Source organism: Sphingomonas phyllosphaerae FA2 (assembly GCF_000427645.1).
GTDB classification, from domain to species: Bacteria; Pseudomonadota; Alphaproteobacteria; order Sphingomonadales; family Sphingomonadaceae; genus Sphingomonas; species Sphingomonas phyllosphaerae.
Genome location: NZ_KE386571.1, coordinates 3,039,445 through 3,052,662, shown reverse-complemented (window position 1 = coordinate 3,052,662; position 13,218 = coordinate 3,039,445). Strand labels below are relative to the sequence as shown.

11 protein-coding genes are annotated in these 13,218 nt (G+C 67.7%); 3 read left to right on the top strand and 8 right to left on the bottom strand.

What is annotated here, in order from left to right:
• Positions 1 to 8: 8 nt before the first annotated feature.
• Together mnmE and SPHPH_RS0114795 are read right to left on the bottom strand one after the other, a co-directional pair.
• Positions 9 to 1,286, bottom strand: coding sequence for a tRNA uridine-5-carboxymethylaminomethyl(34) synthesis GTPase MnmE (mnmE, locus tag SPHPH_RS0114800; RefSeq protein ID WP_028967395.1), 1,278 nt, complete (start codon positions 1,284 to 1,286; stop codon positions 9 to 11).
• The gene (locus SPHPH_RS0114795; protein ID WP_028967394.1) at positions 1,283 to 1,519 is read right to left on the bottom strand and encodes a DUF6489 family protein; all 237 of its coding nucleotides are present in this window, start codon (positions 1,517 to 1,519) and stop codon (positions 1,283 to 1,285) included. Before SPHPH_RS0114795 ends, mnmE begins: the two co-directional genes overlap by 4 nt.
• A 144-nt stretch (positions 1,520 to 1,663) precedes the next feature.
• Between SPHPH_RS0114795 and SPHPH_RS0114790 the strand changes: the two genes are divergently transcribed.
• The gene (locus SPHPH_RS0114790; protein WP_028967393.1) at positions 1,664 to 2,356 is read left to right on the top strand and encodes a dienelactone hydrolase family protein; all 693 of its coding nucleotides are present in this window, start codon (positions 1,664 to 1,666) and stop codon (positions 2,354 to 2,356) included.
• Positions 2,357 to 2,482: 126 nt separating this feature from the next.
• Here the strand turns inward: SPHPH_RS0114790 and SPHPH_RS0114785 are convergent, their stop codons facing one another.
• Positions 2,483 to 4,801 (bottom strand): FtsK/SpoIIIE family DNA translocase, encoded by a 2,319-nt coding sequence (locus SPHPH_RS0114785; RefSeq protein ID WP_028967392.1) that lies wholly within the window; start codon positions 4,799 to 4,801, stop codon positions 2,483 to 2,485.
• 113 nt (positions 4,802 to 4,914) lie between these two features.
• Here SPHPH_RS0114785 and SPHPH_RS0114780 point away from each other — a divergent pair, with 113 nt between their 5' ends.
• Entirely contained in the window at positions 4,915 to 6,144 is a 1,230-nt protein-coding gene (locus SPHPH_RS0114780; RefSeq protein WP_028967391.1) for a UbiH/UbiF/VisC/COQ6 family ubiquinone biosynthesis hydroxylase, read from the top strand.
• Positions 6,145 to 6,147: 3 nt separating this feature from the next.
• On the opposite strand, the gene pdeM is transcribed toward SPHPH_RS0114780, so the two are convergent.
• The 5 genes from pdeM to SPHPH_RS0114755 all read right to left on the bottom strand — a co-directional run bounded on the left by pdeM (position 6,148) and on the right by SPHPH_RS0114755 (position 12,034).
• The gene (gene pdeM / locus SPHPH_RS0114775; RefSeq protein WP_028967390.1) at positions 6,148 to 6,825 is read right to left on the bottom strand and encodes a ligase-associated DNA damage response endonuclease PdeM; all 678 of its coding nucleotides are present in this window, start codon (positions 6,823 to 6,825) and stop codon (positions 6,148 to 6,150) included.
• Positions 6,826 to 6,865: 40 nt separating this feature from the next.
• Positions 6,866 to 8,260, bottom strand: coding sequence for a M20/M25/M40 family metallo-hydrolase (locus SPHPH_RS0114770; RefSeq protein WP_028967389.1), 1,395 nt, complete (start codon positions 8,258 to 8,260; stop codon positions 6,866 to 6,868).
• A 59-nt stretch (positions 8,261 to 8,319) separates the two neighbouring features.
• On the bottom strand, positions 8,320 to 9,243 hold the full coding sequence (locus SPHPH_RS0114765) for an aspartyl protease family protein (RefSeq protein WP_028967388.1): 924 nt from the start codon (positions 9,241 to 9,243) through the stop codon (positions 8,320 to 8,322).
• 30 nt (positions 9,244 to 9,273) lie between these two features.
• On the bottom strand, positions 9,274 to 11,682 hold the full coding sequence (locus SPHPH_RS0114760) for a ligase-associated DNA damage response DEXH box helicase (protein WP_028967387.1): 2,409 nt from the start codon (positions 11,680 to 11,682) through the stop codon (positions 9,274 to 9,276).
• Positions 11,683 to 11,854: 172 nt separating this feature from the next.
• Positions 11,855 to 12,034 carry a hypothetical protein gene (locus SPHPH_RS0114755; RefSeq protein ID WP_028967386.1) on the bottom strand — a complete coding sequence of 60 codons (180 nt, stop codon included), beginning with the start codon at positions 12,032 to 12,034 and terminating at the stop codon, positions 11,855 to 11,857.
• A gap of 73 nt (positions 12,035 to 12,107) precedes the next feature.
• Between SPHPH_RS0114755 and SPHPH_RS0114750 the strand changes: the two genes are divergently transcribed.
• A complete protein-coding gene (locus SPHPH_RS0114750) occupies positions 12,108 to 13,106 on the top strand; it encodes a ligase-associated DNA damage response exonuclease (protein WP_028967385.1) in 999 nt (332 codons plus the stop codon).
• The last annotated feature ends 112 nt before the right edge of the window (positions 13,107 to 13,218 follow it).

Sequence of the window (13,218 nt, the reverse complement as noted above, 5' to 3'; positions counted from 1 at the left end):
TGGAACACTCATTTTCCTAAGCAGAAACGCCCGAACAGCGCGTCCAGCATCGCCTCGGTGGCGTCACGCCCCAATATCGCTGCAAGCGCGACATTCACAAGACGAAGGTGTTCGGCGTCGATCAGCAGGTCAGTACCGTCGATCAACTCCAATTCGTGGGCTGCACTGGTGATAAGCGCGCGATGACGCTCGTGCGGCACGATCGTCGTTCCGTCGCCTAACGCCGTCTTCGCCCGTTCGGAAAGCGCCGCCCACAAAGCATCGATCGCGCGCGTGTCGTGGATGGAGAGGAGGTGATCGAAGGCTGATGGCTCGTGCTGGCGCTCGTCCATCCTGGAGCCGATCCGCAGTGCGCCATGGGGAGCGTCGGCAGGCTCACCCAGCCAAAGCAGCACGTCTGCCATATCGAGCAACGATCGTGCACGCGCAACGCCAATCGCCTCGACGGGGTCGGCCGTTTCCTCGACCAGCCCCGCAGTGTCGACCAGCCGGAAGGGGATGCCGGCGCGAACGACGGATGCTTCCAGAACGTCGCGGGTCGTGCCGGCAATGTCGGTGACGATCGCCGCATCGCGACCGAGCAGCGCGTTGAACAGCGACGACTTGCCGGCATTCCGCGGCCCGGCAAGGACGACGACGATGCCGTCGCGCAGCCGCTCGACCGGAGGACGCGCAAGCATCTCGATCATCTCGGCATGAACCGGCGCGACGAGGGCAGGGAGGTCGAGTGCTGCCGCGCGTTCGACCTCATCCTCGTCGCCGAAGTCGAGTTCGGCCTCGACCCGCGCCGCCGCCATACTCAGCCGGTCGAGCCAGTCGGTGACCAACCGGCTCAATCCCCCCTCGGCCATCGCCAGCGCCGCCCGACGCTGCATGTCCGTTTCGGCTTCCAGCAGATCCGCCAGCCCCTCGGCTTGCGCCAGATCGAGCCGCCCCTTCAGCAGCGCGCGGCGGGTAAATTCGCCGGGCTCTGCGAGCCGAAGGCCGGGTTGTCGGGCCAGTTCCTGCTCGATCGCGGCCACGACCGCCCGCCCGCCGTGGAGATGGAGTTCGAGCAGATCTTCGCCGGTCGCTGTCGCCGGACCGGGAAAGAACAGGATCAATGCCTGATCGAGCGTTTCACCTTCCGCATCGCGCAATCGCCGCAGCGCCGCCATGCGGGGCGGGGGAAGAGCGCCTCCAACGATCGCCTGACCCGCCGCCCCGGCCTGCGGGCCGCTCACCCGCACGACGGCGATGGCGGCAGGTGGGCGGCCGCTGGAGAGGGCGAAGATCGTGTCGGTCATGCCGCCGGCTTGCTGCCGCTCGAAAAAAGCTGTCGCCAGAAGTCCATCCCCGCGTCGCCGACCGGTGCCCAGCTGCGGAACATTGCGTTGATCAGTTCGGGGGAGGCCGCCTGACCGTCCATCGTTTCGCGCATCCGGGTCAGGAAATGATCGTGCAGCGGCGTCAGGTCGGGCAGGCCCATCATCCGGCGCGCCTCCTCGGGCGTACAATCAACCTCAATCGTGACCTTCATGGCTGCGCTCCTCGATCGCGCCGCCGAACGCGCTGGCGACGCGTGATCTATGCCCGCGAACCGTGGCGCACCGCAACGGCGCTGCCGTGGCACTTTGCGGGCGGCCGTGGTTTATGGAAGCGAGTTGCCACGGAGACGCAGCAGATGACCGATACGATTTTGATTCCGACCCTCGATGATGCCGCGATGCCTGCCTATCGCGCGGCACCGGCGGGGACGCCGAAGGCGGCGATCGTGGTGATCCAGGAGATTTTCGGCATTAACGCCGGCATCCGCCGCAAGTGCGACACGCTGGCCGAGGCGGGCTATCTCGCGATGGCGCCCGACCTGTTCTGGCGGATCGAGCCCGGCATCGCGCTCGATCCCGACATCGAACCCGAGATGCAGCGGGCGCTGTCGTTGATGGGCGCGTTCGATCAGGACCAGGGCATCCGCGATATCGAGGCGACGATCCGGTTCGCTCGCGGCGAGGGCGTCGAAAAGGTCGGTGCGGTCGGTTACTGCCTTGGCGGGCGGCTGGCGTACATGACCGCGGCGCGGACCGACGTGGATGCCAGTGTCGGCTATTATGCGGTCGGCATCGACGGCCTGCTGGGGGAGAAGCACGCGATCGCCAAGCCGCTGCTGCTCCACATCGCCGGGGACGATGGCTTCGTCGACAAGAACACGCAGGCGGCAATGCATGCCGGGCTCGACGATCATCCGAAGGTGACGCTGTACGATTATCCCGGCGAGGACCACGGATTCGCCACCGAGTTCGGCAAGCGGCGCTCGGATGCCGCGGCGACGCTGGCGGACGAGCGGACCGCGGCGTTCTTCGCCGAGCATCTCGGATAAAGCGCGATGGCATGAGGTCGACCGTCATTGCGACCCCGGCTCAAGGGCCGGGTCGCGATGACGGATCGATCTTACGCCCCCGCGGCCTGATCCGGCAAAGCGTCCCGGATCAGGCGGCTGTGTTCGTCAGGCCGGATTGCCGTCGGTATCGCGGAGCACCTCGCGACGGCCGACGTGGTCGGGGCGGCTGACGACGCCTTCCTTCTCCATCCGCTCGATGAGCCGCGCCGCGGAATTGTAGCCGATCCGCAATTGCCGCTGGAGCCACGAGGTCGATGCCTTCTGGCTGCCGCAGACGATCGCGACCGCGGCGCGATATTGCTGATCCTCCGCCGAATCCTCGCCGGTCGGTGCGCCTTCCAGTGCGAAGCTCTCGGCCGGCTCTTCGGTCACCGACTCGATGTAATCAGGCTGACCCTGCGCGCGCCAATGGTCGGTGACTGCGCGCACCTCGTCATCGCTGACAAACGGGCCGTGGACGCGGACGATGCCCTTGCCGCCGGGCATGTAGAGCATGTCGCCGCGCCCGAGCAGTTGCTCCGCGCCCTGTTCGCCGAGGATCGTGCGCGAGTCGATCTTGCTGGTGACGTGGAAGCTGATGCGGGTCGGCAGGTTCGCCTTGATGACGCCGGTGATGACGTCGACCGACGGGCGCTGCGTCGCCATGATGAGGTGGATGCCCGCCGCACGCGCCTTTTGGGCGAGCCGCTGGATCAGGAATTCGACCTCCTTGCCGGCGGTCATCATCAGGTCGGCCAGCTCGTCGACGATCACGACGATCTGCGGCAGCACGTCGTAGTCGAGCTGCTCCTCCTCATAGATCGGCTGACCGTTCTCGCCATAACCGGTCTGGACGCGGCGGCCGAGCGGGGTGCCCTTGGCGCGCGCCGCGCGGACCTTGTCGTTGAAGCTGGCAAGGCTGCGCACGCCGACCGACGACATCTGGCGGTAGCGATCCTCCATCGTCTCGACCGCCCATTTGAGCGCGCGCACCGCCTTGGCGGGATCGGTGACGACCGGGGAAAGCAGGTGCGGAATGTCGTCGTACATGCTCAGTTCGAGCATCTTCGGATCGATCATGATCATTCGGCACTGGTCGGGGGTCAGCCGGTACAGCAGCGACAGGATCATGCCGTTGAGGCCGACCGACTTGCCCGACCCGGTGGTGCCCGCAACCAGCAAGTGCGGCATCGGTGCGAGATCGGCGATGACGGGATCGCCGGCGATATTTTTGCCGAGGATGACGGGCAGCTGCGCGTTCTGATCCTCGAACGCTTGGCTGGCGACGAGTTCGTGAAGCGACACCATTTCCCGCTTGGTGTTGGGCAGCTCGATGCCGATCACCGAGCGGCCGGGGATGGTCGCAACGCGCGCCGAGATCGCTGACATGTTGCGCGCGATATCGTCGGCGAGCGCGATGACGCGGTTCGCCTTGGTGCCGGGCGCCGGCTCCAGCTCGTACATCGTCACGACGGGGCCGGGGCGTACTTCGGTGATCGCGCCCTGTACCTTGAAGTCGTCGAGCACGGTTTCGAGCAACCGGGCGTTGCGCTCCAGCCCCGCCTTGTCGACTGGGCTGCTCTGATTCGCCGGTGCGGGGGTGAGCAGGTCGAGGGAGGGGAGGACGAAGGTATCGCGCAGGTCGAGCCGCTGTTGCGGCTTCGGCGGGGCGAGCGACGGTGAGGTGGTACGATCGCTGATGACCGGGGCAGGGCGGTTGTCCGGTTGCGCCACCGCGCGCGGCGCGGGGCTGCGTGCAAGCGCAAAGGGGACGTCCTCATCGTCCTGCGCATCGTCGAAGACGTCATCGTCGGTCTCCTCCGCGCCATCGCGCGCACGCCGACGGAGCAGCCGCGGGGAGGGCGTGAACCGCGCCAGATCGATCTCGAGGCTGCGTCCCCACAGGATCGCGCCCGCGATCCCGGTGACGAGCCCGAGCGCAAGCACGCTCCACCACGTCACCTGCGGATTGCCGATCAGCGCGATCCCCGAGCGGATCGCACCGACCACACCCGAGCCGACCGCACCGCCCCAGCCGAACGGCAGCGCCGGCACCGCGCCCGGCGCGACGCAGGTCAGCGTCACCGCCATCAGCGCAACGCCAATCGCAGTGTTGCGGAGCATCCGCCAGCCGTTGCCCGCCGGCTGCGCGCGCCACAGCCGCAGCGCGACGATCGGCGCGACCGGCAGCAGCAGCGCCACCGCCGGGCCGAAGATGGTGAGCGCGAGATCGGCGAACCACGCGCCAGGGCTACCGAGCAGGTTGCCGGTCACACCCGCGGCGGCGGTGTTGAGCGAGGCGTCGCCCGGCCGATAGGTGACGAGCGCCACCACCATCGCCACCGTCAATACGAACAACGCGGTGGCGACGATCAGCGCCCCGCTGCGCAACGCCCCGGCCTTGACCGTCTCGCGCCACAACGGCGCGTCGACACGGCTTGCCATCCCGAACCCCCAACGATGTCAGAAAATACCGCCATATTCTCCGCCTCCGCGCGTTGTACGTCAAGATGGCGGCGGACGTTGGCATCGCGCGCGGGTGACGATAGGGCAGGATCATGGACAAAGCAGATGCCAGGGCAGATGTGCTCATCCTCGGCGGCGGGCTGGTCGGCAGCGCGCTTGCGGTCGCGCTCGATCGCCACGGCCTGTCGTCGATCGTCGTCGATCCTGCCGATCCGGCGGTGACGCTGACCGCCGGGTTCGACGGTCGCGCCTCCGCGGTGGCGAGCGCGAGCCACAAGATGCTGGATGCGATCGGAGTCGGGGACGCGCTGCGGGGGAAGGGGTGCGAAATACGGCAGATCCGCGTGAGCGATGGGCTGGCGGCGGGCAAGCTCGATTTCATTCCTGCGCTCGACGACGCCGCATTGGGTACGATGTACGAGAACCGCCTGTTGCGCCGCTCGCTCTACGATGCGGCCCTAGCGGCCGAGCACGTCGATCTTCGAATGCAGACCCGCGCGACGCAGATCGACCGCGACGCGAACGGTGTTCGCGCGACCTTGTCGACGGGAGCGACCGTCACCGCCGACCTGCTCGTCGCAGCCGAGGGGCGGCAATCGCCGACCCGCGAAGCCGCCGGGATCAACGTCGCGCGCTGGCAGTACGATCATGCCGCGATCATCGGCGCGTTCCATCACGAGCGTAGCCATGAAAATGTCGCCTACGAAATCTTCTATTCGGCCGGGCCGTTCGCATTGCTGCCCTTGCCCGATGACGAGATCGGGCACCGCTCGGCGATCGTGTGGACGGTGGCGGGGGATCATGCTGCGGGGATGCTCAAGCTCGGCGACCGTGGTTTTCTGGCTGAGGCCGAGAAGCGGATGGGCGGGTTCCTCGGCGCGCTGTCGCATGCTTCGCCGCGCGCCAGCTATCCGCTCGGCTTCCATCACGCGGCACGGCTGACCGATACGCGGCTGGTGCTGGTCGGCGATGCGGCGCACGGTATCCATCCGATCGCGGGGCAGGGGGTGAACCTCGGCTATCGTGATGTCGCCGCGTTGGTCGAGGTATTGGTCGAGGGGCGGCGGCTCGGGCTGGAGGCCGGCGATGCGCAATTGCTCAAGCGTTATGAGCGGTGGCGGAGTCTCGACACCTTCATGGTCGCCGCCGCCACCGATACGCTGACGCGGCTGTTCGGTGTGCCCGGCAAGGCCGCGAGTGCGGTGCGGCGGTTCGGCATCTCGGCGGTCGACCGCCTGCCGCCACTCAAGGACCGGTTCATGGCAGAAGCGCGCGGCGAAAGCGGCGACTTGCCCAAGTTGCTGATGGGGACGATGGCCTGACGGTCAGGCCGCGACAGGGAATCGCAACAGCTGGTCGGGCAGCGCGACCAACGCCTCCGCCCCGCCGCCGGTAGCACGCGCGATTTCGGGATGCGTGACGTCAAGCCCGCCGGTCAGCACGCCGAACGCCGGGAAGATCAGCTTGGTCGCGGTCGCCACGAAGCAGCGGCGGGCGACGAGCTTGCCGCGGACTTTCACGCGCAATTTGGGATGATAATGGCCCGATAGCTCGGGGCGTGTTTCACGTGGATCGGCCTCGTGGCGGAGCACGACGCCATCGACGACCTCCTCGTCGCGCACCGCGCCACCGCAACGATCGACATAGACGCGGTCGTGATTGCCGGTAATCCACGTCCAGCGCGTCGTCGCGGTCAGCGTTGACAGTCGCTCGCGTGCGGCGTCGGGCAAACGGTCACAGCCGGCGATATCGTGGAAACTGTCGCCGAGGCACCAGACTTCTTCCGCCCCGGTTGCGGTGACGATCGCGGACAATGCGGTCAGCGTCGCGATCGAGTCATAGGGCGGCAGCATCTGCCCGCCGCGCGCGAACCAGCTCGCCTTTTCGAGATGCAGATCGGCGACAAGCAGCGCCCGCCGCGCCGGCCAGAACAGCGCGCCCTCGGGCAACGCCTGCCAGACGTGCCCGGCGAAGCGGAGTTCGGCGAACGGAACGGGAACCATGCCGGCCGCCATGCCTCAGCCGCGGGCGCGGATCAACCGCTTAGCCGGCATAGACCTTCACCAGATCGAACATATAGTCGCGCGCGTCATACAGGGAGTCGACGCGGATTCGCTCGTTGAGACCGTGGACGCCGCTGGTCTGCGGATCGACGAATGTCCCGGGCACACCGTACACCGGGATGCCGATCGCTTCGAGGAAGATGCCGTCGGTCGCACCGGTCGACATCATCGGCAACAGCGGCAATTTCGGGAAGTGTTTCGCCGCGACGCGCTTCATCGGTTCGATCACCTTGGGGTCGAGCGTCGGAGGAATCGCGGTCGGACGGACCGGCTGGTTGGCGGTGACGGTCACCTTGTCCCCCGCGAGTTGCTTCAATGTTGCGAGCGTGCCGTCGACCGTCTCGCCCGGGAAGATCCGGCAATTGACGTTGGCGGTCGCGCGCTGCGGCAACGCGTTTTCCGCATGGCCCGCGTTGAGCAGCGTCGCGACGCAGGTCGTGCGCAGTGTCGAGTGAAGCACCTTGTCACGGCTGACGATCGCATCGGCGGCCTTGTCGGTCGGATCGGCGAGCAAACGGCGGATCGCGCCCGCTTGTTCGCTGTCGGCGCGTTCGGCGGTGGCAGTGAAATAGGCGCGGGTGGTGTCGGTAAAATGCACCGGGAATTCATGGCCCTGCACCGCCTTGATCGCGTCGGCCAGCTCGTAGATCGCATTGTCGGGCGTGGGAGCGGAGCTGTGCCCGCCCGGGTTGGTGGTGACGAACGTATAGTTCTGCGCCGCCTTCTCCCCGACCTGCACCGCCAGCAACTGGCGCTTGCCCGCCGCGTCGAGCCGCCCGCCGCCGCCCTCGTTGAGCGCGAATTCGGCGGCGATCAGCTCGGGGCGGTTCTGCGCCAGCCATTGCGCGCCATTGAAAGCAAAGGTCGTTTCCTCGCCACAGGTGAGCGCGAGCTTGATCGTCCGCTTCGGACGGTAATTCTGCTGGCGGAAGCGGATCATCGCATCGGCCCAGATCGCGGACATCGCCTTGTCGTCGACCGCGCCGCGCGCATAATAATAGCCGCCTTCCTCGACCAGCTTGAACGGGTCGCGCTGCCAGTCCTCGCGCTTGGCGGCGACGACGTCGAGGTGGCCAAGCAACAGCATCGGCTTGGCGGCCGCGTCGCTGCCCTTCAGCACCGCGACGATCCCTCCGTCATTGGGATGCTCGGGCACGGCAAAGGTCGTGATGTCGGCATCGGCAAAACCCGCCGCCTTCAGCCGCGCACCGACCTGCGCCGCGGCCTGCGTGCAGCTGCCGACGTTCACGACCGTGTTCGTCTCGACCATCTCCTTGTAGAGATCGAAGAACGCTTTTTGATCGGGGCGGGTCTGCGCCGTGGCGCCCGTCGCGAGCATCGTCACTATGCCGGCCGCGACCGCTACGTTACGCATTCACATTCCCCTTCGTCGTTGCGGCGATCGTCGCAGCGAAGCGGAGGGGGTGCAACATCTTACAACACCTTGGCGCGTCCGGCGTCACGCGGCAGCAGCAGCCGCAACTCGCGCCGCGCAAAGTCGATATGGACGCGGCGGAACAGCCGCAGCACATCCATCCCCAGCAGCAGCGCCGGCTTCCCCTCCAGCCCGAACGCCGCGAACGGCCGCGCATCGGCGAAACCGACCGGAAGCGAGCGGATCGTGGCGCTGCCCAAGGTCAGCATCGGCACCGCGGCGTAATCGGTGGTGATGCTGTCGCCGGTGACGCTGGTGAAGACGATCGGGATCCCGCCACCGCGACGCGTCAGCAAACGGCGCAACGCCAGATTGCCGATGCTGACGCTGGTCCCGGTGTCCAGCACCACGCGCACGCGCCGCCCCGCGACGGTGGCGTTGGTGACGACCAATTGCCCGAACAGGCTTTTCGCGCGCACGACGATCTCGCCGGGCTCGGGACGCGGCGGCTTCACGCCGATCGCGGGCGCCACGGTCATTCGTTGCTGGTCGAAGTCGATCGTCAGCGCATGATCCTGCATCGCGTCGATGCCGAGGATCCCGAATGCGCCCATGTCGTGCGCGTCGAGCGCCGGTGCCTCGACACGCCGTGCGCCCAGCGTGCTGACCGACAGCGACGGGATCACGACCGTATCGACGATGCTGGTGCCGGTGATCGTCGTCATCCGCACCGACGGACCGGGCGGCAGCGCGAGGCGCGTGGCGAGCTGGCGCGAGATGACGCTGCGTTGCGCGCCCGAGTCGACGATGAACGGAAACGGCCCGGCCGCGTCGATCCGCACCGGCACGGTCATGCGATCTTCCTGATTCAGAAAGGCGAGATCGTCACCGACCGGCGCGGCCCGCGGGGCGGGCGGCGGCGTCTCCTGCGCAGCCGCCGGTAATGCGACGCAGGCCAGCAACAGCGCGAACCACCTCTCCATGACTCACGCTACGCCCGGCCGGGCGCGCAATCAATCCACGCGCATCGCCTCCGCCGCCAGCGCCTCGGCCTCGATCAGCAGCGCGTCGTCGGCGCTGCCGGTCGCGACCTTCTCGCGCCCGATCAGCGTCAGCACCGGCACGGCGAGCGGCGTGACGCGCGGCAGATCGACATGCACCATCGTGTCCGCGGCGCGGTCGAGCAGATCGGCGAGCCGCCCGACGTCGGTCATCCGCGCGCGCGCGTCCGCCCATGCGGCCTGGAGCAGCACATGGCCGGGCTCGTACTGGCGCAGCACGTCGTAGATCAGGTCGGTCGAGAAGGTCACCTGCCGCCCGGTCTTGCGCTTGCCGGGATGCTGGCGCTCGACCAGCCCGCCGATCACCGCCACTTCGCGGAACGCGCGCTTGAGCAGGTGCGAGCGCTCGACCCATTCGACGAACTCGTGTTCGAGGATGTCGGCGCTGAAAAGCGCGGCGGGATCGGTGACCTTCTCCAGCCCGTAACAGGCGATCGCATAATCGTTGGCGACGAAGCCGAGCGGTTTGAGCCCCAGCGTCTCCATCCGCTTCGTCACCAGCATTCCCAGCGACTGGTGCGCGTTCCAGCCCTCGAAGCTGTACGCGACCATGTAATGCCGCCCCTCGCGCGGGAAGGTTTCGACCAGCAATTGCTCGGGATGCGGGAGCGTCGAGCGGCGCTGCTGGATCTCCAGCCATTCGCGCACGTCGTCGGGGAAGCGATGCCACTCCGCCGGCGTGTCGAGGAACCGCCGCACGCGATTGGCGAGGTTGGTCGACAGTGGCATCCGGCTGCCGCCATAGGTCGGGATTCGGGCCGGGCGGCTGGTCGCGCGGACGATCAGATCCTCGGTGTCGATCTTCTCGACCTCGAGGCTCAGCCCGGCAAAGAAGAAGGTGTCGCCGTGGCTCAGCGTCGCGGCGAAACCCTCCTCGACCTTGCCGAGCGCGCGCCCGTTGCGGAAGCGAACCTTGAGCATCGTCGCCTCGACGATGATCCCGGCGTTGAGCCGATGCTGCGCGACGAATTTCGGATGGCTGACGCGCCAGCGGCCATCGGCATCCTGCGTCAGCCGCTTGAACCGGTCGTAGGCGCGCAAGGAGTAACCGCCGTCGCGGATGAAGCCGAGGACACGGTCGAACAGTTCGTCGGTCAGCGCCGAATAGGGGAGGGCGGAGCGCACCTCGTCCAGCATCGCCGCCTGCTCGAACGGCGCGGCGCAAGCGCACGCCATGACATGCTGCGCGAGCACGTCGAGCGCGCCCATGCGGAAGACGTCGGTATCCAGCTCGCCCGCCTCGACCGCGTCGAGTGCGGCGCGCGCCTCGAGATATTCGAAGCGGTTGCCGGGAACGAGGATCGCCTCGCTCGCCTGATCGAGCCGGTGGTTCGAGCGCCCGATCCGTTGCAGCAGCCGCGACGAGCCCTTGGGCGCGCCCATCTGGATCACGCAATCGACGTCGCCCCAGTCGACACCGAGGTCGAGGCTGGCGGTCGCCACCAAGGCGCGCAACCGGCCGTCGGCCATCGCGCTTTCGACCTTACGGCGTGCTTCCTTTTCCAGACTGCCGTGGTGGATGCCGATCGGCAGCTGCATCGCATTGGCCTTCCACAGATCCTGGAAGATCAGCTCGGCAAGGCTGCGCGTGTTGCAGAAGACGATCGAGGTCTTGTGGGTCTCGATCTCGGCCATCACCTGCTCGGCGGCGTAGCGCCCCGAATGGCCCGCCCACGGCACGCGTCCCTTGGGGAGCAGGATTGCGATGTCGGGATCGACGCCGGCGTCGCCATGCACCAGCGCGACGCGATCGATGTCGCCATCGGGTGCGAGCCATGCGCGATAGCCGTCCGGGTCGGCGACCGTCGCCGACAGCGCGACACGGCGCAGGTCGGGTGCGATCGTCTGGAGCCGCGCCATGCACAGGTTGAGCAGGTCGCCGCGCTTGCCGGTGGCGAAGGCGTGGACCTCGTCGATCACGATCGTGCGCAGCCCGGCGAACATCGTGAAACTGTCGGGATAGCTGAGCAGCAGCGACAGCGATTCGGGGGTGGTCAGCAGGATCTGCGGCGGCTTGACCCGCTGCCGCGCCTTGCGATCGGACGGTGTGTCGCCGGTGCGCGTCTCGACGCGCAGGTCGAGCCCCATTTCCTCGATCGGCGCGAGCAGGTTACGCTGGATATCGACCGCCAGCGCCTTGAGCGGCGAGACGTAGAGGGTATGGAGTCCGTCAACCGGCGCGTCGATGAGTTCGGCCAGCGTCGGCAGGAACCCCGCCAGAGTCTTGCCCGCCCCGGTGGCAGCGATCAGCAGCGCGTGGTGCCCGGCCCGCGCTTCGTCGAGCATCGCCAGCTGGTGCCGGCGTGGCTGCCAGCCACGCCGTGTGAACCAGTCGGTGAGAACGACGGGGAGGGCGGTCAATCGGGCGTCCGGGCGGGCATGTCAGTGATGTAGGTGGTGCGGTGAGTGAGGCAACTGCGCACCTCACCACTCCGTCATTCCCGCGCAGGCGGGAATCCAGACGCGCAGGTCTTCGTGAAAGCCACCAGCGTCAGAGGTTCTGGATTCCCGCCTTCGCGGGAATGACGACATCTCACGGCGTTCGCGTGCGATCCTCGGCCGATTGCTGCTTGTACAGTTCGCGCGTCGCCTGTTCCGTTCGCGCTTCCTCATGCGGCTTCCGGCGGTTGCGCAGCATCGCGAACAACAGCGCCACCACCAGGACGATCGGTCCGGCGATCACCACGAAGCTCCACAAACCGTCGCCAGCCATCATCCATCTCCTTGGTATCGCAGCGTCAACGACGCGCCGATGAACTTCGATCCGCGCGCGCGGTTGTTGCGGCATGGCAACGCTCGGCGACTGGCTCGAACCGCATCCGCACGGGCTGTACGTGCGCCCCGCCGATGCATGGGTCGACCCCTCGATCCCGGTCGCGCGTGCGCTCGTCACGCACGGCCACGCCGATCACGCGCGCGGCGGGCACGGCGAGGTGTGGGCGACCCCCGAGACGCTCGCGATCATGGACGCGCGCTACGGTGAGCAGGTCGGCCGCCCGGTCGCCTACGGCGAGAGCATCCGGCTCGGCGACGTCCAGGTCGGCTTCGTCCCTGCCGGGCATGTGCTCGGCTCGGCGCAGATCGTGCTCGATCATCGCGGCGAGCGGGTGGTCGCCTCGGGCGACTACAAGCGCCGCGCCGACCCGACCTGCGCGCCGTTCGAGCCGGTCAAATGCGACGTTTTCATCACCGAGGCGACGTTCGGGCTGCCGGTGTTCCGCCACCCCGACACCGGCGACGAGATCGACAAACTGATCGCGCGGCTCCACGCCAATCCCGAGCGCTGCATCGTCGTCGGCGCCTATGCGCTCGGCAAGGCGCAGCGCGTGATCGCCGAGCTGCGCGTCCGCGGACACACCGCGCCGATCTATATTCACGGCGCGCTCCAGCGGCTGTGCGACCTGTATGCGGCGCATGGCGTCCCGCTCGGCGAGCTGCGCCCCGCGACCGGGGTGCCGAAGGCGGAGATGGCGGGGCATATCGTGATGTGTCCGCCCTCGGCGCTCAACGACCGCTGGTCGCGGCGGCTCCCCGATCCGATCACCGCGATGGCGAGCGGCTGGATGCGCGTGCGGCAGCGCGCGCGGCAGAAGAACGTCGAGCTGCCGCTGATCCTGTCCGACCATGCCGATTGGGACGAACTCACGGAGACGTTGAGCGAAATCTCGCCGCGCGAGGTGTGGGTGACGCATGGGCGCGAGGAGGCGCTGGTGCATTGGTGCATGACCCGCCAGATCAAGGCGCGCGCGCTGGCGCTGGTCGGGTTCGAGGATGAGGATGATTGAGGCTCACGTCATTCCCGCGCAGGCGGGAATCCAGAACCTCTGACGTCGCGACTCTTGCGAAGACCTGCGCGTCTGGATTCCCGCCTCCGCGGGAATGACGGGTAGGCAAGCC